Consider the following 18,230-nt stretch of genomic DNA (forward strand, 5'->3'; position numbering starts at 1 on the left):
GTCGAGGGCGACGACCCGGGTGTCCCCCTCCCCGTAGACCTTGTTCAGACCGGTGGCGCGGGCGGCCGCCAGGCCGGTGTGGACGGCGGTTGCGGTCGGCGTGGTCACGGGGGTGCTCCTTGCTGGTTCGCGGATTCGTACCTCCATGCTCCGCTACGTGATCATGGTCCGGCGTCGCTCCGCCGGACGGTTGGCCCGACCACCGCAGGGCGTAGGGAGGGGTGGCACCCTCCTCCTCCGGTATGACGGGGACCCTGAGCTCCGGCGCGGTGGCCGGAATCACGTGCTTCGTGGCCGGATGCCGAACAGTTCGTCAGATGGCAAGGAAACATGACAACTTCCCGGGCCAGGAACATGCGAAAGGGTGATCCGGGCGACTACTCTCAGGGGTGGTTCGCAGAACGCCCGGATGGTGGAACGCAGACACGGGCAGCTTAAAACTGCTTGGCCGCGAGGCCGTGCCGGTTCGAGTCCGGCTCCGGGCACCGCGACGACCCGCGGGGGCGCCGCCGGCGCCCCCGCCGGGAGTCGTTCACCGAATCCTCCTCGCGGCGTATCCCGTAATTTTTGCCAAGCCATTACCCTGGTGCGCGGGCGGTGCAGTGCCGCCACGGAGGGAATGAGCAATGAGAAGCAGCAACCCGGTCTTCTCGCGGGAAGGGTCGTTCACCCGCGAGCCCGGTTACGCGGGGTTCGGAACGAGCGGTCAGGCCGGGGGCCCGTACGGCAACCCCTACGCGGGGACGCAGTACGCCCAGCCCCAGGGGCAGGGCCCGCTGACGGACGAGCAGCTCTACCAGATGTACAACGGGCAGTCGGCCGGCCCCGCGGCCACCGGGCGGATGACGCTCGACGACGTGGTCGCCCGCACCGCGATGACGCTGCTGACCGTGGTCGCGGCCGGCGCGGTGTCCTGGCTGACCCTGCCGTTCGAGAACTACGGCTTCGCGATCGGCGCCTCGTTGGTCGCCGCGATCGTCGGTCTGGTGGTCCAGTTCCGGGAGAAGATCAGCCCCGCCCTGGTCCTGACCTACGCGGCTTTCCAGGGCTTCGCGCTGGGTGCGCTCACCCACGTCCTCAACACCATCTGGTCCGGCATCGCGATCCAGGCGGTGCTGGGCACGGCGGTGGTCTTCGGTGCGACGCTCTACGTCTACAAGAGCGGTCGGCTCCGGGTCGGTTCGAAGTACCGCAGGATCGGCCTCGCGATCGGCCTGGGCTTCTCGGGGCTGCTGCTGATCAACTGCATCGCCTGGGCCTTCGGCGGCGGCCTCAACACCTGGGGAGGCCCGCTGGGCGTCGGCATCGGCCTGCTCGGCGTCGCCCTCGGCGCGTTCTACCTGACGCTGGACTTCAGCGAGGTCGAGGAGGCGATCGCCCGGGGCGCCCGGCAGGAGGAGGCCTGGCGTGCCGCCTTCGGGCTCACCTTCTCGCTGGTGTGGATCTACGTCGAGATGATGCGCCTCATCGCGAGCCTGCGCGGCGACGACTGACGCCCACCCCCGCCGTACCACTGCCGCCGGGCCCCGGAGCACGCCGCTCCGGGGCCCGGCGGCGTTTGGTTAGGCTCCTGTGCATGCATGACGTACAGCCCCTGGTCGAAGCCGTCGACAAACTGGCGGATCGTTTCCGCTCGCTGCCGCAGAGCAAGCTGCTGGGCGCGGTGCCCGGGTACCCCTCGCGGGCGGCGGCCGTGCTGGCGCTGGCCCGGCGGCTGGCCGGGCTCGCGCTGGCGGCGGAGGGCGGGCCTGAGCGGGAGTTCCCGGACGCCGGGGCCTTCGCGGCGGGGGACCAGCTGGCCGTCGCCGGGCACGACCTGGCGGCCGCGCTGACGGCGCTGCCGGAGGGCGCCGCGGTGGCGCTGCCGGACGGGCCGGTGGCGGCGGGCGAGGTGCTGGCCGGGGCGGTGGCCGCAGTGCGGGAGACCGCCGAACTCTGTGCCTGACGTGCCTGACGTGCCTGACGTGCCCGATCCCCGGAGTGGCTACGGACGCGGACACGCCGAAGGCCGGCCCGGTTGCTAACCCCTTGACCCGGCCGGCCTTCGGTCCCGCTGCGTGGATGAGGTGGCGTCAGATGCTGGCGACCACCCGGTCCGCGAGCACGTAGACGGCCTCGTCGTCGGTCGAGAAGGTCAGCGAGTACGAGCCGGAGAACCGCGAGCCGCCGAGCAGTCGGACGTGCTCACCGGCACGGACCGCGTCGATCAGCCGGTAGGCGGCCTCCCGGTCGCCCGGGGCCACGCACAGCGTGGTGCCGTCGGCGAAGGCGTACACGTCCAGGGTGCCCAGCGGGCCCGGGCGGACGTCGATCAGGGCGACGGCCTCCTCGGCGAGGGCGGCGAGCCGGGTGTCGGTCCACTCGTGGGAGGGCGTCTGGCTCGGCACGAAGTCGGGGTGCGAGGGGTGGCGGCGCGGATCGGGCGCGGCGACCGGGGCGTCCTCCACGGCCGGCTCGGCGTCCAGCAGTCCGGCCTCCAGGCCGGTGGCCAGCAGGTCGGCCTCACGGCGGGCCCGGGCGTCCTTGGCGGTCTCGCCGACCGGGTGGCCGGGGCGCAGCGGGGTGCCGCCCTCGGTGCCGGGCTCGGCCGGGCCGGTGCCGCCCTCGCTGATCAGGTCCTCCAGCGCGGAGCGCAGCGCCTCGCCGAACTCCGGGTCCATCGTCCCGGAGTTGTCCGCGGCGTCCTGCGGGCCGGTGGGGCGGGGGAAGAACAGCGGCCACTCGTCGGCGTCGGTGAAGGTCCCGGTGAACGGGGAGTCGAACAGCGGTGCGTCCTCGGCCGCGCGGGCCTCCTGCTCGGCCCAGAACGCCCGGGCCTCGGTGATCTCCCGCTCGCGGTCGGCGGCGAGCGCCTCGGCGACGGCCCGGCGTATCGCGGCCTCGTCCACCGGTGCGGGCACGGCCGGGGCCGCGGCCTGCGCGTCCAGCCGGCGGGAGATCCCGCGGAGGCGGAGCAGCACGGCGGTCGACACGGTGATCAGGATCAGCAGCAGGATGGTGTAGACGGCGCTCACGGAACGTACTCCTAGCGAGGAGCGGAACGGGGTTACGTGTCCACACTGCCGCATGCGGGGCTGTTACCGCAGTGGCGAATGTCTAATTCGTCCGGGACTTTCGCTCTTGTCCCCAAATTGTTAGGTAACACCGTTCTACGCAGTGGAGTTGATCCGCTCCGCAGTGTCGATTCCGGGGTCGGAAATGACGGAGAAGAGGGCCGGATCGACCTCGCGGTGTGATCCGGCCCTCAATTACGCTGCGTCACTCCAAATGGGTGGTCCAGACCCTTCGGAGGCGCGGGTGGGTCAGCTGAGGCGCTCGATGACCATGGCCATGCCCTGGCCGCCGCCGACGCACATGGTCTCCAGGCCGAACTGCTTGTCGTGCCACTGCAGGGAGTTGATCAGCGTGGTGGTGATCCGGGCGCCGGTCATGCCGAAGGGGTGGCCGACCGCGATGGCGCCGCCGTTGACGTTCAGCTTGTCCAGGTCGATGCCCAGGTCGCGGTAGGAGGGGATCACCTGGGCGGCGAAGGCCTCGTTGATCTCGACCAGGTCGATGTCGTCGATGGTCAGGCCGGCCCGCCGGAGCGCCTGCTTGGAGGCCTCGACCGGGCCGTGGCCCATGATCTCGGGGGAGAGGGCGCTGACGCCGGTGGAGACCACCCGGGCGAGCGGGGTGATGCCGAGCTCGCGGGCCTTGGTGTCGGACATGATGACCAGCGCGGCCGCGCCGTCGTTCAGCGGGCAGCAGTTGCCGGCGGTGACGGTGCCGTCCGGGCGGAAGACCGGCTTCAGGCCGGACACGCCCTCCACGGTCACGCCGGCGCGCGGGCCGTCGTCGGTGCTGACCACGGTGCCGTCCGGCAGCGTGACCGGGGTGATCTCGCGCTCCCAGAAGCCGGCCTTGATGGCGGCCTCGGCGAGGTTCTGCGAGCGGACGCCGAACTCGTCCTGCTCGGCGCGGGTGATGCCCTTGAGTGCGGCCAGGTTCTCGGCGGTCTGGCCCATCGCGATGTAGGCGTCCGGCAGCAGGCCGTCCTCGCGCGGGTCGTGCCACTGGCCGCCGCCCTCCTCGGCGCGCTTGGCGGTGCGGGCCTGGGCCTCGTCGAAGATCGGGTTCATGGTGCCCGGCAGGCCGTCCGAGGTGCCCTTGATGCTGCGCGAGACGGTCTCGACGCCGGCCGAGATGAAGACGTCGCCCTCGCCGGCCTTGATCGCGTGCAGCGCCATCCGCGTGGTCTGCAGCGAGGAGGAGCAGTAGCGGGTGATGGTGGCGCCGGGCAGGTAGTCCATGCCCATCTGGACGGCCACGATGCGGGCCAGGTTGTGGCCCTGCTCGCCGCCGGGCAGGCCGCAGCCGAGCATCAGGTCGTCGATCTGGCGCGGGTCGAGCTGCGGGACCTTGGCGAGGGCGGCCTGGATGACGTGGGCGGTCAGGTCGTCCGGGCGGACGTCCTTGAGCGAGCCCTTGAAGGCCCGGCCGATCGGCGAACGGGCGGCGCTGACGATGACGGCTTCGGGCATTGCGGTGCTCCTCGCTGAGTGACGACGGACTGGCGGTCCGGGAGGAAAGCTACCGGTTGGTAGCTCAACCGTCACCGGCCCCGGCGTGTGAGCTGGCCGACGTGTTCCCGGGGCCCTCCCCCGCCTCCGGGCCGACCCGCAGCCGGTGGCGCAGCAGGGCCCAGCGCCGGCCCGCGCCCTCCGCCTCCACGGCCGCCACCTCGGTGCCCGCCCGCCCGGCCGCCGCGGCGGCGGCCACCGCGACCGGCAGCACGGTCTCGCCCGGGACGGCCGCGTTCGGGCGCTCCTCCTCCGGCCACAGGCCCAGCGCGGCGCACACCGAGGGCAGGACGGCCATCGCGGCGGTGGCGTAGCCCTGGGCGGAGGGGTGGTAGCGGTCGGCGGCGAACATCTCCGGGCGGGCGGCGAACTCCGGGCCGAGCAGTGAGCCCAGCGAGACGGTGCGGCCGCCCGCCTCCACCACGGCGATGGTCTGCGCGGCGGCCAGCTGGCGGCTCAGCCGCCGGGCCACCCAGCGCAGCGGCGGGCGCACCGGCTTGATCGTCCCGAGATCCGGGCAGGTGCCCACCACCACCTCGCAGCCGTTGGCGCGCAGGGCGGCGACGGCCTCGCCGAGCTGGCGGACGGCGAGCTGGGCGGGGCTGTGCCTGGTCACGTCGTTGGCCCCGACCATGATCACTGCGATGTCCGGGCGGTGCCGCAGTGCCTGCTCCAGCTGGCCGGAGAGGTCGGCGGAACGGCCGCCGGAGCGGGCCACGTTGACCATCCGCACCGGGCGCTCGGCCACCGAGGCCAGACCGGCGGCCAGCAGCGCGCCCGGGGTCTCGCGGGCCCGGGCCACCCCGAGGCCGGCGCCGGTGGAGTCGCCGAGGACGGCCAGCACCAGCGGTGCCTGCGGGGCGGCGCAGCGGTCGGCGAAGGCCTCGCCGTAGACGCCGTCGGCCTTGGGCGGGACGGTCTCCAGGACGCCGATGGCCTGGATGGCGAGCTTGCTCTCGGTCAGCAGCACGCCCACCAGGCCCACGCCCAGCAGCCCCAGCCCGCCGCCGCCGTACGCAGCCGCGGTGGCGATCCGGCGGGCCACCCGGGCCCGCGAGTCCTGTGCGCCTGGCATCCGGCGCCCCCTTCGCGTCATCGTGCCGTCCCCTCCGGGCACGGCAACGCCTGCACAGCGCTCTTACCCGCACCGGGGGTGGGAGTACCGGGGGCACGGGTGGGGGTGGGCCATTGGGGGCGGTGCGCCGGAGGGGAACCCCGGGGCGCCACCCACGCCCTAGGCTTTGCAGTACCGAATGCACTCGCATGCCCATAGACCGGGAGGACCCCCGTGCGGTACCACAACTCGATCATCGACCTGGTCGGCAACACGCCGCTGGTCAAGCTGAACAAGGTCACCGAGGGCATCAGCGCGACTGTGCTGGCGAAGGTCGAGTACTTCAACCCCGGCGGCTCGGTGAAGGACCGCATCGCGATGCGCATGATCGAGGCCGCCGAGGCCTCGGGCGCCCTCAAGCCGGGCGGCACGATCGTGGAGCCGACCTCCGGCAACACCGGCGTCGGCCTGGCGATCGTGGCCCAGCAGAAGGGCTACAAGTGCATCTTCGTCTGTCCCGACAAGGTGTCCACTGACAAGATCAACACTCTGCGCGCCTACGGTGCCGAGGTGGTCGTCTGCCCGACCGCCGTCGCCCCGGAGCACCCGGACTCCTATTACAACGTCTCCGACCGCCTGGTCCGCGAGACCCCGAACGCCTGGAAGCCGGACCAGTACTCCAACCCGGACAACCCGGCCTCGCACTACCACTCCACCGGTCCGGAGCTGTGGGAGCAGACCGACGGGAAGATCACCCACTTCGTGGCGGGCGTCGGCACCGGCGGCACCATCTCCGGCACCGGCAACTACCTGAAGGAGGTCTCCGGCGGCAAGGTCAAGGTCGTCGGCGCCGACCCGGAGGGCTCGGTCTACTCGGGCGGCACCGGCCGTCCGTACCTGGTCGAGGGCGTCGGTGAGGACTTCTGGCCGACCGCCTACGACCGCAACGTCGCGGACGAGATCGTCGCGGTCTCCGACAAGGACTCGTTCCAGATGACCCGCCGCCTGGCCAAGGAGGAGGGCCTGCTGGTCGGCGGCTCCTGCGGCATGGCCGTGGTGGCCGCGCTGGAGGTGGCCCGCAAGCTCGGGCCGGACGACGTCGTCGTGGTGCTGCTGCCGGACGGCGGCCGCGGCTACCTGTCGAAGATCTTCAACGACGACTGGATGGCCGACTACGGCTTCCTGCCCTCCTCCACCGACGAGGCCCACATCGGCGAGGTGCTGGCCCGCAAGGAGTCCATGGAGCAGGGCGGCGTCCCGCAGTTCGTCCACATGCACCCGAACGAGACGGTCGCCGAGGCGGTCCGGGTGCTGCGCGAGTACGGCGTCTCGCAGATGCCGGTGGTCTCCCCGGGCGCCGGCCACCCGGACATCATGGCCGGCGAGGTGATCGGCTCGGTGGTGGAGAAGCTGCTGCTGGAGGGCATCTTCGCCAAGGAGATCGAGCTGACCGACACCCTGGACAAGGTGATGTCCAAGCCGCTGCCGGTGGTCGGGTCGGGCGAGACCGTCACCAACCTGATGACCGTGCTGGAGAAGGCCGACGCGGCGGTCGTGCTGGTCGAGGGCAAGCCGCAGGGCATCGTCACCCGGCAGGACCTGCTCGGCTTCCTGACCACCCGCGGCGCGCACTGACGCCCGCTCGCGGCGTCGGTACGCGCTGACGCCCGCTCACCCGGCTTCGCCCGTGGACGGATCGGAGGGATTCGTCCACGGGCGAAGTGGTACACCGGCGTCACCTGCCCGCAGCACGTGGTTAACAACGCTCCGGCATCGTGGTGGTCAACGGCGAGACGCCGAGCGAGACGGCAGCGGTCGACCGGGAGCGGCTCCCCGGCGGGCGCGGCCGGCTCCGGACACGTCGGACGGTCCTGACCCGGCCACCGTGTCCGCCCTCCCCGACCGGCATCGGAGGGAGGGGCCCTCCGCGGGAGGCGCCGTCGTCCCGCCCCTGTCCGGCTCCGGCCGGTCGACAGGGTGCGGCGGCTCCCGCGGCGATCACCGCGCCGCACGGCGCGGCTCCGCGGTTCCCGGGTGGGGGAGCCGATGCGGAGAAGACGGTGGGGCCGGTCCTGTTCCCAGGGCCGGCCCTTCCCGTTCGCCCGGCCTCCGTGTGCGCGCCGGGGTGCCTTCGTTCCCGTACGCTCGCACGCATGACCAGCACTGAAACGACCGACGCCCCGCGCTACGTCAAGCTCAAGATCGAGCTCATCGCGGAGATCACCGACGAGGGCGCCCTCAAGGCGGCGGCCCTGCAGCAGGTCGCCGGGGACGAGTACCTCGACGACGAGGAGCGGGCCCAGTCCGTCGAGGCCATCGAGGTGGACCCGTCGGGTTCGCTCGCCCACTTCATCGACCCCGTCGCGCTGCTCGGCGACGTCCCGGGCGTCGAGCTCGCCTCGGCGACCTGGGAGTCGGCGCAGACCGAGTTCGACCCCGAGAGCGAGGAGTGGGACGAGTACACGGTGGAGGAGTCCGCCGAGTAGCGGCCGACGTGCCGTGACTGCCCGTGAACGCCCGGTCCGCTCTCGGCGGGCCGGGCGTTTTGTCCATGTTCAGCGGGAAGTTGGGTCATCTCATACGATCGCTTACCCTTCGGTGATGGAACCGTGAGCAGCCGGATTGCGTTTCTGTATCCGTAATCGCCCGGGAAGAATTCAGCAGGGAGACGCGACGTGACGGCACGGGACGGTCAGGGGCGGGTGGCCGGGGGCAACTGGAGCCGACGCGGAGTGCTCGCGGGCCTGATCGGTGCGCCGGTCCTGCTGCTCGCGGCCTGCAACGACAACAGCGGCGGCGGCAGTGGCGGCAACGCCGGCTCCGGCGGTGGCGGCGCCAGCGGCACCCCGGGCTCGGGCGGCGGCGCCACCCCGAAGACCTCGGCCGCCGTGATCACCGTCACCCCCGCGGACGGCACCACCGGCGCCAGCTTCAGCGAGCCGGTCAAGGTCACGGTCAGCAACGGCACCCTGACCACCGTCAAGGTCACCGACTCCACCGGCAAGGAGCTGGCCGGCCAGCTCTCCTCCGACAACACCAGCTGGACCTCGGCGGCGGCCCCGGCCAGCGGTACCAAGTACTCCGTCACCGCCAGCGGCGCCGACAAGGACAAGCTGGAGGCGGACGCCAACGCCACCTTCACCACGGCGACCCCGGCCAACACCTTCGTGGGCTACTTCACCCCCGAGGACGGCTCGGTGGTCGGTGTCGGCATGCCGGTCTCGATCAACTTCAGCAAGCCGATCACGGACAAGAAGGCCGTCCAGTCGGCGATCACCGTGATAGCCGAGCCGGGCGTCGAGATCGTCGGCCACTGGTTCTCCAGCACCCGCCTCGACTTCCGGCCGCAGGAGTACTGGGCCAAGGGCACCAAGGTCACCCTGAAGCTGCGCCTCAAGGACGTCGAGGGCGCCAAGGGCGTCTACGGCACCCAGTCCAAGGACGTCAGCTTCACCATCGGCCGCGCCCAGACCAGCGTCGCCGACCTCGGCACCAGGAAGCTCACCGTCACCACGGACGGCCAGGTCAGCGCCGTCTACAAGATCTCCGGCGGCGCCCCCGAGCACACCACCTGGGGCGGCAAGATGGTCATCTCCGAGCAGTTCACCCAGACCCGGATGAACTCGCAGACCGTCAACCTGGGCAGCGAGTACGACATCGCCGACGTGCCGCACGCCCAGCGCCTGACCACCTCCGGCACCTTCATCCACGGCAACTACTGGTCCTCGCCGTCGATCTTCGGCGGGCAGAACACCAGCCACGGCTGCGTCGGCCTGCAGGACGCCAAGGGCGCCTCGGACAGCAGCACGGACGGCTACAAGTTCTACAAGTCCTCGATGGTCGGCGACGTGGTCGAGGTCGTGAACTCCGGCGACAAGACCGTCGCCCCGGACAACGGTCTGAACGGCTGGAACCTGAGCTGGGCCGACTGGAAGGCCGGCAGCGCGGTCTGACCCGCGTCCGGGCGGCAGCTGCGCCGCTGCTGACCCGCGTCTCTGAAGAAACCTCCCGGGCGGACCGAACCTCGCGGTCCGCCCGAGGAGTCAGATGGGTGTGAAACGCGAGCAGAGACAGCGACAGGACGCCGAGTTCAGCGCGTTCGTCGCCGGGAGCGGCCGCCAACTGCTGCGGCTGGCCGAGCTGTTGACCGGCGATCCGGAGCGGGCCAAGGACATCGTGCAGTCGGCGCTGGAACGTGCCTACCTGCACTGGCACCGGATCACCGGCGACGACCCCACCGCGTACGTCCGCCGGATCGTGGTGAACCAGCACCGCGACTGGTGGCGCCGGTTGCGCAACCGCGAACTGCCCACCGACCACACCCCCGACCGGCCGCTGGCCGAGGACCTCGCCGAACGGCAGGCCGAACGGGCGCTGCTGCACCAGGCGTTGGGCACCCTCACCCGCCGGGAGCGGACGGTCGTGGTGCTGCGGTACTACGGGGACCTCACCGAGGCCGCCATCGCGGCCGAACTGGGAATCGCCCGGGGCACCGTGAAGAGCACGCTCAACCGGGCGCTGTCGAAGCTGCGCGCACACCCCGAACTCGCCGACCGCACCGGCGGCCCGGCGGGTCCCATGGCGCACATCGAGGTGACGGTATGAGCTTCGAGGACCGACTCGGAGAGCTGTTCAGGAACGAGGACCCGCACGCGGCCGGGCCGGAGCCGGCGGCGGTCATCGCCGGCGCCCGGCGGCGCCGCGCCCGGCGCAGGGTGGGGGCCGGGGCGGCCGCCCTGGCCGTGGCGCTGGTCTGCGGGGCGACGGCACTGACGGCCGGCGGCGCCCGGCCGACCGGGGACGCCAGGGCAGAGGCGGGGGCGGCACGGACCGCCTCTGCGGGGGCGACCGCCCTGGTCCCGGCCGCCCCGGCTGCCCCGGCCGCCTCTCCGACAGCCATTCCGGCCCCGACGACGACCTCGCTGCCGCTCTCACCGGTGCGGCAGGTCGCCCCCGGGGAGAAGATCGAGATCGTCGACGGGGCCCAGATGTGGGTCACCGCGAACGAGAAGTGCGACGACTACCGGGTCGGCGGCACCTGGGGCTCCGGTAGCGGCTGCCGGGACATGCGCAGCGACAACCTGGAGCACGACAGGCCCAACATCGCCGCCCAGACGCACGGCGACCGGGACAGGTCCGTCGTGGCCAGCTTCTACATCGGTCCGACGCCAGCCCGGATCGTCGCGTTCTACGACGGCAAACCGACCCTCGCCACGCTCGTCACCACCACCGGGATGAAGGGCTGGATCGGCTACTACGTCGTCCTGCCCCCGATGCCGGCGCCCGATGCGAACCGGCACCGCCCGCCGGCCAGCCCGGCGCTCGGGGCGTACGACGCCGGGGGCAGGCTGCTGGCGACGCTGTCCGGCTTCGCGGCGGACGGCACCGAGGTGAAGGCCCCGGACCGGCTGTGACCGGGCCCGGTCACCGCTTCGCGTAGTCCGCGAAGCCCTGCCAGTCGACGATCACACAGGCCTGGTCGCCAACCGTCCAGGCGTCGTGCCCGGGCGGGCAGATCATCAGATCGCCGGGGCCGACCTCGCACTCCTGGCCGTCGTCCATGACGAGCTTCATCCGGCCGGAGATCACGTACCCGGCGTGGGCCGCCTGGCAGCTGTCGGTCTTGGCGATCGGCTTCACGTGCTTGGACCACTGCCAACCCGGCTCGAACACGGCCCGGCCCACCGGGCCCGCGTCCAGGTTGACCAGCCGAAGCTCCCCCGTGCCCTCCTCGAAGGGGCGGACTTCCTCGGGATCGTCGAAGTTCCGCTGGTAGAGACCGGCCATGGCGCACTCCTCTCCACACGACGGCTCGGCCCGGCCACCGGGGGGTGGCCGGGCCAGCCCTCTCCGGCCATTCCAGTCTGCGCCCGGGCCGGGGAGCGGTCACCTTGAGTGGCCGTTCCCCAGCCGGGCCGGGCCGGGCCGGGCGGCGGAGGTCAGTCCTGGGTGCGGGCCACGCCGATCGGGCAGGAGGCGCCGGTGCCGCCCAGACCGCAGTACCCGTTGGGGTTCTTGGCGTCCGACAGGTACTGCTGGTGGTACGGCTCGGCCGGGTAGAAGGGGCCGGCCGGGGCGATCTCGGTGGTGATCGGGCCGTAACCGAGCGCGGTCAGCGCGGGCTGGAAGGCGTCCCGGGTGGCGGTCGCGGCGGCGGCCTGGGCGGGGGAGTGGGTGTAGAGCGCGGAGCGGTACTGGGTGCCCACGTCGTTGCCCTGGCGGTTGCCCTGGGTCGGGTCGTGGGCCTCCCAGAAGGCCTTCAGCAGCCGCTCGTAGGAGATCACCGCCGGGTCGAACACCACCCGGACCGCCTCGGTGTGCCCGGTCAGCCCGCTGCACACCTCCTCGTACGTCGGGTTGGGCGTGTGGCCGCCCTGGTAGCCGACCAGCGTCGTCCAGACGCCGGGCAGCCGCCAGAACGTGCGCTCGGCGCCCCAGAAGCAGCCCAGCCCGAAGTCGGCCACCTCCAACCCCTCCGGGTAGGGCCCGGTGAGCGGGTGGCCGAGCACGGTGTGCGGCTCGGTCAGGGCGAAGCCCGGGGCCTGGCGGCCGGGCAGCGCCTGATCGGCGGGGACGAGCGAGGTCTTGTGGCGGTTGAACAGCACGGCCTGCTCCAGCGGGTAGGAAGGGTTGCCCAGGGTTAAACGCACCGGGCCGCCCGCGGATTCCGGTCCGCCGATTCCGGCGAGCGCGCGGCCGTACGGCCATTAGGCTCGGAGCCATGACCGAGCACCAGCTTCCCCACGGCTTCGAGACCCTCGCCATCCACGCGGGTCAGGAAGCAGACCCCCAGACCGGGGCCGTCGTCACGCCCATCTACCAGGTGTCCACCTACAAGCAGGACGGGGTGGGCGGCCTGCGGGGCGGCTACGAGTACAGCCGCAGCGCCAACCCGACCCGCACCGCGCTGGAGGAGTGCCTCGCGGCGCTCGAGGGCGGCGCCCGCGGCCTCGCCTTCGCCTCCGGCCTGGCGGCCGAGGACACCCTGCTGCGCACCATCCTCAAGCCGGGCGACCACATCGTGATCCCCAACGACGCCTACGGCGGCACCTTCCGGCTGTTCGCCAAGGTGCTGACCCGCTGGGGCGTCGAGTTCTCCGTCGCCAACACCCAGAAGCTGGACGACGTCCGGGCCGCGCTGCGCCCGAACACCCGCGCGGTGTGGGTGGAGACCCCGTCCAACCCGCTGCTGGGCATCACCGACCTGGCCGGGCTCGCCGAGGTCGCGCACGGCGCCGGTGCGCTGCTGGTGGTCGACAACACCTTCGCCAGCCCGTACCTGCAGCAGCCGATCTCGCTCGGCGCGGACGCGGTCGTGCACTCCACCACCAAGTACATGGGCGGCCACTCGGACGTGGTCGGCGGTGCGCTGGTGCTGGCCGAGGCGGGCCTCGGCGAGGAGGTCGCGTACCACCAGAACGCGATGGGCGCCGTCTCCGGGCCGTTCGACGCCTGGCTGGTGCTGCGCGGCATCAAGACCCTGGGCGTCCGGATGGACCGGCACAGCTCCAACGCGGAGAAGGTCGCCGAGCTGCTGAGCAGCCACCCCAAGGTCAGCCAGGTGCTCTACCCGGGCCTGCCCGAGCACCCCGGCCACGACATCGCCGCCAAGCAGATGAAGGCCTTCGGCGGCATGGTCTCGTTCCGGGTCGCCGGCGGCGAGGAGGCGGCCGTCGAGGTCTGCAACCGCGCGCAGCTGTTCACCCTGGGCGAGTCGCTGGGCGGCGTGGAGTCGCTGATCGAGCACCCGGGCCGGATGACCCACGCCTCGGCGGCCGGTTCGCCGCTGGAGGTGCCGGCCGACCTGGTGCGCGTCTCGGTGGGCATCGAGTCCATCGACGACCTGCTGGCCGACCTCAAGCAGGCGCTCGGTTAGGGCGTGTCTCACTGCCCCTGCTGGTCCGCCGTGTACGACTCCATCGCGAGGTTGAAGCGGGCCAGCAGGGTGCAGAACGCCTGCTGCTCCTCGGGCGGCCAGTCGGCCACCAGGCGGCGGGTCAACTCGGCCCGCCCGTCCCGGACTTCGGCTAGCCGACCGGTGCCGCAGGAGGTCAGCGCGAGCCGTACCGCGCGGCGGTCGGCCGGGTCCTGCACCCGGCCGACCAGCCCGGCCGCGACCAGCGGGGCGACCTGGCGGGTCACCGTGGAGGAGTCCACACCGAGCGCCTCGGCCAGCGCCTTGACGTTCGCCGGCCCGTGCCGCTCCAGGCGGTCGAGCAGCAGGTAGGCGGCCCGGTCCAGCGTGCCGACGCCGCCGGAGGTCCGGACCTGTTCCATCCGGCGGGCGAACACCGCCAGCTGGTACTGGAGTTGGGTGTGCACGGGCTCGGTTCGGTCGGTGGCCTGGGGCGAGGTCGTCGTCATCGCGGCTCACGATCGTCATGCGGTGAGAGAAGCTCAGAAGCAGCAGCGTACGCGGGCGGAGCGGGCCCGGGAACAGGACCGACGTCCCCGATTGCCGCTGCCGCGAGCCCTAGGCTGGGATCATGCACAACTGGCCGATCACCCTCGACGACGTCCGCGGCGCCCAGAAGATGCTCGCCGGGGTCGCCCGGGTGACTCCGATGGAGGGCAGCCGGCACCTGTCCGGGCTGATCGGCGCGCCGGTCCACCTGAAGTGCGAGAACCTCCAGCGCACCGGCTCCTTCAAGCTGCGCGGGGCGTACGTGCGGATCGCGGGACTCTCACCGGTGCAGCGGGCCGGCGGGGTGGTGGCGGCGAGCGCCGGGAACCACGCCCAGGGGGTGGCGCTGGCGGCCTCGCTGCTGGGGGTTCGCTCGACCGTGTTCATGCCGGTCGCGGCGCCGCTGCCGAAGGTCGCGGCCACCCGTGAGTACGGCGCCGAGGTGCGGCTGCACGGCACCACGGTGGACGAGGCGCTGCAGGCCGCGCAGCGGTACTCGGAGGCGACCGGGGCGGTGTTCATCCACCCCTTCGACCACTGGGACGTGGTCACCGGCCAGGCGACCGTCGGCCTGGAGATCCTGGAGCAGTGCCCCGAGGTGCGCACCATCCTGGTCGGGGTGGGCGGCGGCGGGCTGCTGGCCGGGATCGCGGCGGCGGTCAAGCCGTTGCGGCCGGACGTCCGGGTGGTCGGGGTGCAGGCGGCGGCCGCGGCCGCGTACCCGCCCTCGCTGGCGGCCGGGCGGCCGGTGACGCTGGAGCACTTCGCCACCATGGCCGACGGGATCATGGTCGGGCGCCCCGGGGACATCCCGTTCGAGGTGGTCAACACCCTGGCGGACGGCATCCGCACGGTCTCCGAGGACGCCCTGTCACGGGCCCTGCTGCTCGGCCTGGAGCGGCTGAAGCTGGTGGTCGAGCCGGCCGGGGCGGCCCCGATCGCGGCGCTGCTGGAGCAGCCGGACTCCTTCGAGGGCCCGGTGGTGGCGGTGCTGTCCGGTGGCAACATCGACCCGCAGCTGATGCAGCGGGTGCTGCGGCACGGGCTGGCGGCCGCCGGGCGCTACCTGTCGCTGCGGGTGCGGCTGACGGACAAACCGGGCTCGCTGGCGGACCTGCTGGGGGTGCTGACCAGGGTGGACGCCAACGTGCTGGACGTCGCGCACGTCCGGATCGACCCGCGGCTGGGGCTCACCGAGGTCGAGGTGGACCTGCACCTGGAGACCAAGGGGCCGGAGCACTGCGCGCTGGTGGTGGGCGAGTTGCGGGACGCGGGGTACGTGGTCGCGGGCTGAGCGCTTGTTCGACTCCCCTTCTCCGATTTTCGAACCCCTCTTCTCCAAATCCCCTTGACGCGATGTATCGCGAGTTGCCACACTCGCGATACATCGCGTTCTGTGTCGGTGGTCGGAAACCGAGTCGCCCGTGCGCCCGAATGGGGGGGGGCAAATTGGGACAGATCGCTCACATTTGCCCGAGGAGATGAGGCAGGCCATGGCGCCAGCCATCCAAGCCGAGAACCTGGTCAAGACCTTCGGCGACGTACGAGCCCTGGACGGCGTCAGCCTCGACGTCCCCGAGGGCACGGTGCTCGGACTGCTCGGCCCGAACGGCGCCGGCAAGACCACCACCGTGCGCGTCCTCACCACCCTGCTGCGCCCCGACTCCGGCCGCGCGGTGGTGGCCGGCGTCGACGTCCTCGAGCACCCGGACCGGGTCCGCAGCCTGATCGGGCTGTCCGGCCAGTACGCGGCGGTCGACGAGTACCTGACCGGCTTCGAGAACCTCACCATGGTCGGCGAGCTGTACCAGATGCGCACCCGCGACGCGAAGGCCCGCGCGCTGGAGCTGCTGGAGTGGTTCAACCTCACCGAGGCCAAGGACCGCACCGCCAAGACGTACTCCGGCGGCATGCGCCGTCGCCTCGACCTGGCCGCCGCACTGGTGGTGCGGCCGCCGGTGATGTTCCTGGACGAGCCGACCACCGGCCTCGACCCGCGCAACCGGCTCGCACTCTGGGAGGTCATCGAGACCCTGGTCGAGCAGGGCACCACGCTCCTGCTCACCACCCAGTACCTGGAGGAGGCCGACCGGCTCGCCCACGACATCGCGGTGGTCGACCACGGCCGGGTGATCGCCCGTGGCACCGCCGACCAGCTCAAGGCGCAGATCGGCGGCGAGCGGATCGAGGTCGTGGTGCACGAGCCGGGCCTGGTCGCGGACGCGGTCGCGGCGCTGTCCGGGTACGCGCTGGGCGAGCCGGCGGTGGAGAAGAACACCCGGAAGATCACCGTGCCAGTCAGCGGCGGCGCCCGGGTGCTCGCCGACGCGATCCGCGAACTGGACGGCCGGGGCATCGAGATCGACGACATCGGCCTGCGCCGCCCGACCCTGGACGACGTCTTCCTCACCCTCACCGGACACGTCGCCGAGGCGGTCGAGGACGGCGACGGCGACGGCGCCGGCTCCAAGGGCCGAGGCCGGGGCGGCCGGGGCGGCCGGGGCGGTCCCGGTCGCGGGAAGAGCGGCGGCGGCACCGACGGCGACGGCGGTCAGGACCCCGACCAGCAGCAGGCCGTCACGGCCGGAACGGAGCGCTGAGATGAGCACCGGCACGACCATCGGGCACGCCATCGGCGGGGCGGTGCCGACGCCCCGCCGGGGCCTGTCCGCGACCCTGCACGACTCCTGGGTGGTCGCCAAGCGCAATCTGCGCAGGATGTCCAGGATTCCCGAGATCGTGGTGTTCGGGCTCATGCAGCCGGTCATGTTCGTGCTGCTGTTCTCGTACGTCATGGGCGGAGCGATCAAGATCCCCGGGGCGAACTCCAGCTCCGACACGTACATCCAGTTCCTGATGGCCGGCATCTTCGCCCAGACCGTCACCTTCGCCACCGCCGGGGCCTCGGCCGGCATCGCGGAGGACATGACCAAGGGCCTGGTGGACCGCTTCCGCTCGCTGCCGATGGCTCGCTCGGCGGTGCTGGTCGGCCGCACCCTCGCGGACCTGTGCCAGACCGCGTTCACCGTGGTCGTGCTGGCGCTGGTCGCGCTGGCGGTCGGCTGGCGGATCCACGACGGAGTGCTCAGGGCGCTCGGCGCCTTCGGCCTGCTGCTCCTGCTCGGCTACGCCTTCTCCTGGATCGGTGCGTTGATCGGACTGTCGGTGCGCAGCCCCGAGGCGGCCACCTCGGCCGGGCTGATCTGGCTGTTCCCGCTGACCTTCGTGTCCAACGCCTTCGTGCCGGTCAGCTCGATGCCGGACTGGCTGCGGGGCATCGCGTACTGGAACCCGTTCAGCGCGACGGTGCAGGCCTGCCGGGACCTCTTCGGCAACCAGCTCGGGCCGGTGGACAGCGCCTGGCCGATGCAGCACGCGGCGCTGGTGTCGGTGCTGTGGTCGCTGGTGATCACGGCGGTGTTCTCCTGGCTGTCGGTACGCAAGTACCGCTCGGCCGTGGGGTGAATCGTCACTGCCGGAAACGCCCGAGGGCGGCCGCGGGGGTCCTTCGGACTCCGCGGCCGCCCTCGGCGGTGTTCGGGGTCGGGTCAGCCGGCGTGCGGCACGACCTTGACGATCTTCACCATGGCCGGCTTGCCGTTCGGCAGTTCGTAGGTGGCCTCGTCGCCGATCTTCTTGCCGTCGATCGCGCGGCCCAGCGGCGACTGCGGCGAGTAGACGTCCAGGTCGTCGGCGCCCGCCACCTCGCGCGAGGCGAGCAGGAACTCCATGAGGTCGTCCTCGTCGCCGTCGAAGGCGACCGTGACGACCATGCCCGGGGCCACCACGCCGGAGTCGGCCGGGGCCTCGCCGACCTTGGCGCGCTCCAGCAGCTGGGTCAGCTGGCGGATGCGCAGCTCGGTCTTGCCCTGCTCCTCCTTCGCCGCGTGGTAGCCGGCGTTCTCCTTGAGGTCGCCCTCCTCGCGCGCCGCCTCGATCTTCTCGGCGATCTCGATGCGCCAGGGCCCGGTCAGGTGATCCAGCTCGGCCTTGAGCTGGTCGTAGCCGGCCTGAGTGAGCCAGGTCACGTTCTCACTGGTCTGGGTCACGGGTGCTCCTCGTAGGTGCTGGGGCTGTGCTGAGGGTGTGAGTCGTCAGCAGGTTGTCGGTGATATCGGTCTCAACTACAAAGCAACGCCCGCTCCCGTACCATCCGGTGCGGAAGGGGCGAAACCACGAGCGTAACAAGTCCTGCCGACAAGCGGGAGAG

The 18,230-nt window shown here is 72.0% G+C and carries 18 protein-coding genes and 1 tRNA gene; 12 read left to right on the forward strand and 7 right to left on the reverse strand.

The genetic code is table 11. The features are described 5' to 3' along the window. Positions 1 to 403 precede the first annotated feature (403 nt). From ACIG5E_RS07840 to ACIG5E_RS07850, 3 genes are all read left to right on the forward strand, one after another. A tRNA-Leu gene (locus tag ACIG5E_RS07840) sits at positions 404 to 485 on the forward strand. A gap of 141 nt (positions 486 to 626) precedes the next feature. After that, positions 627 to 1,493, forward strand: coding sequence for a Bax inhibitor-1/YccA family protein (locus tag ACIG5E_RS07845; protein WP_396532290.1), 867 nt, complete (start codon positions 627 to 629; stop codon positions 1,491 to 1,493). A gap of 83 nt (positions 1,494 to 1,576) precedes the next feature. Beyond that, positions 1,577 to 1,945: a hypothetical protein gene (locus ACIG5E_RS07850; RefSeq protein ID WP_396532291.1), complete on the forward strand. Its 369-nt coding sequence runs from the start codon at positions 1,577 to 1,579 to the stop codon at positions 1,943 to 1,945. A gap of 127 nt (positions 1,946 to 2,072) precedes the next feature. On the opposite strand, the gene ACIG5E_RS07855 is transcribed toward ACIG5E_RS07850, so the two are convergent. The 3 genes from ACIG5E_RS07855 to ACIG5E_RS07865 all read right to left on the reverse strand — a co-directional run bounded on the left by ACIG5E_RS07855 (position 2,073) and on the right by ACIG5E_RS07865 (position 5,637). Continuing rightward, positions 2,073 to 3,014, reverse strand: a complete 942-nt coding sequence (locus ACIG5E_RS07855; protein WP_396532292.1) for a hypothetical protein — start codon at positions 3,012 to 3,014, stop codon at positions 2,073 to 2,075. A 288-nt stretch (positions 3,015 to 3,302) separates the two neighbouring features. After that, positions 3,303 to 4,523, reverse strand: a complete 1,221-nt coding sequence (locus tag ACIG5E_RS07860; protein WP_396532293.1) for an acetyl-CoA C-acetyltransferase — start codon at positions 4,521 to 4,523, stop codon at positions 3,303 to 3,305. Between the two features lie 64 nt (positions 4,524 to 4,587). Then, on the reverse strand, positions 4,588 to 5,637 hold the full coding sequence (locus ACIG5E_RS07865; protein ID WP_396532294.1) for an SGNH/GDSL hydrolase family protein: 1,050 nt from the start codon (positions 5,635 to 5,637) through the stop codon (positions 4,588 to 4,590). Between the two features lie 213 nt (positions 5,638 to 5,850). Between ACIG5E_RS07865 and ACIG5E_RS07870 the strand changes: the two genes are divergently transcribed. The 5 genes from ACIG5E_RS07870 (at position 5,851) to ACIG5E_RS07890 (ending at position 11,030) form a co-directional block, all read left to right on the forward strand. Beyond that, a complete protein-coding gene (locus tag ACIG5E_RS07870) occupies positions 5,851 to 7,251 on the forward strand; it encodes a cystathionine beta-synthase (protein WP_396532295.1) in 1,401 nt (466 codons plus the stop codon). Between the two features lie 518 nt (positions 7,252 to 7,769). Further along, positions 7,770 to 8,102: a hypothetical protein gene (locus tag ACIG5E_RS07875; protein ID WP_030286581.1), complete on the forward strand. Its 333-nt coding sequence runs from the start codon at positions 7,770 to 7,772 to the stop codon at positions 8,100 to 8,102. A gap of 189 nt (positions 8,103 to 8,291) precedes the next feature. Continuing rightward, positions 8,292 to 9,569 (forward strand): Ig-like domain-containing protein, encoded by a 1,278-nt coding sequence (locus tag ACIG5E_RS07880; protein WP_396532296.1) that lies wholly within the window; start codon positions 8,292 to 8,294, stop codon positions 9,567 to 9,569. A 94-nt stretch (positions 9,570 to 9,663) separates the two neighbouring features. Next, positions 9,664 to 10,221, forward strand: a complete 558-nt coding sequence (locus ACIG5E_RS07885) for a SigE family RNA polymerase sigma factor (RefSeq protein ID WP_396532297.1) — start codon at positions 9,664 to 9,666, stop codon at positions 10,219 to 10,221. After that, on the forward strand, positions 10,218 to 11,030 hold the full coding sequence (locus ACIG5E_RS07890; protein WP_396532299.1) for a hypothetical protein: 813 nt from the start codon (positions 10,218 to 10,220) through the stop codon (positions 11,028 to 11,030). The genes ACIG5E_RS07885 and ACIG5E_RS07890 overlap by 4 nt, the downstream gene beginning before the upstream one ends. A gap of 10 nt (positions 11,031 to 11,040) precedes the next feature. Here the strand turns inward: ACIG5E_RS07890 and ACIG5E_RS07895 are convergent, their stop codons facing one another. Then, positions 11,041 to 11,403, reverse strand: a complete 363-nt coding sequence (locus ACIG5E_RS07895) for a cupin domain-containing protein (protein WP_396532300.1) — start codon at positions 11,401 to 11,403, stop codon at positions 11,041 to 11,043. A 152-nt stretch (positions 11,404 to 11,555) separates the two neighbouring features. Then, entirely contained in the window at positions 11,556 to 12,221 is a 666-nt protein-coding gene (gene msrA / locus ACIG5E_RS07900; protein WP_396532520.1) for a peptide-methionine (S)-S-oxide reductase MsrA, read from the reverse strand. A gap of 116 nt (positions 12,222 to 12,337) precedes the next feature. Between msrA and ACIG5E_RS07905 the strand changes: the two genes are divergently transcribed. Beyond that, a complete protein-coding gene (locus ACIG5E_RS07905) occupies positions 12,338 to 13,492 on the forward strand; it encodes a cystathionine gamma-synthase (protein WP_396532301.1) in 1,155 nt (384 codons plus the stop codon). Positions 13,493 to 13,500: 8 nt separating this feature from the next. Here the strand turns inward: ACIG5E_RS07905 and ACIG5E_RS07910 are convergent, their stop codons facing one another. Continuing rightward, positions 13,501 to 13,980, reverse strand: coding sequence for a MarR family winged helix-turn-helix transcriptional regulator (locus tag ACIG5E_RS07910; protein ID WP_396532303.1), 480 nt, complete (start codon positions 13,978 to 13,980; stop codon positions 13,501 to 13,503). Between the two features lie 122 nt (positions 13,981 to 14,102). On the opposite strand from ACIG5E_RS07910, the gene ilvA reads away from it, so the two are divergent. The 3 genes from ilvA (at position 14,103) to ACIG5E_RS07925 (ending at position 17,485) form a co-directional block, all read left to right on the forward strand. Beyond that, positions 14,103 to 15,314: a threonine ammonia-lyase gene (gene ilvA / locus ACIG5E_RS07915; protein WP_396532305.1), complete on the forward strand. Its 1,212-nt coding sequence runs from the start codon at positions 14,103 to 14,105 to the stop codon at positions 15,312 to 15,314. 199 nt (positions 15,315 to 15,513) lie between these two features. Continuing rightward, positions 15,514 to 16,620 (forward strand): ATP-binding cassette domain-containing protein, encoded by a 1,107-nt coding sequence (locus ACIG5E_RS07920; RefSeq protein ID WP_396532306.1) that lies wholly within the window; start codon positions 15,514 to 15,516, stop codon positions 16,618 to 16,620. 1 nt (position 16,621) lies between these two features. Continuing rightward, positions 16,622 to 17,485, forward strand: a complete 864-nt coding sequence (locus ACIG5E_RS07925; RefSeq protein ID WP_396532307.1) for an ABC transporter permease — start codon at positions 16,622 to 16,624, stop codon at positions 17,483 to 17,485. A gap of 83 nt (positions 17,486 to 17,568) precedes the next feature. Here ACIG5E_RS07925 and greA read toward each other — a convergent pair whose 3' ends face one another. Further along, positions 17,569 to 18,069 (reverse strand): transcription elongation factor GreA, encoded by a 501-nt coding sequence (gene greA / locus ACIG5E_RS07930; RefSeq protein ID WP_396532308.1) that lies wholly within the window; start codon positions 18,067 to 18,069, stop codon positions 17,569 to 17,571. Positions 18,070 to 18,230: the final 161 nt, after the last annotated feature.

It is taken from the genome of Kitasatospora sp. NPDC053057, assembly GCF_044546945.1.
GTDB lineage: Bacteria > Actinomycetota > Actinomycetes > Streptomycetales > Streptomycetaceae > Kitasatospora.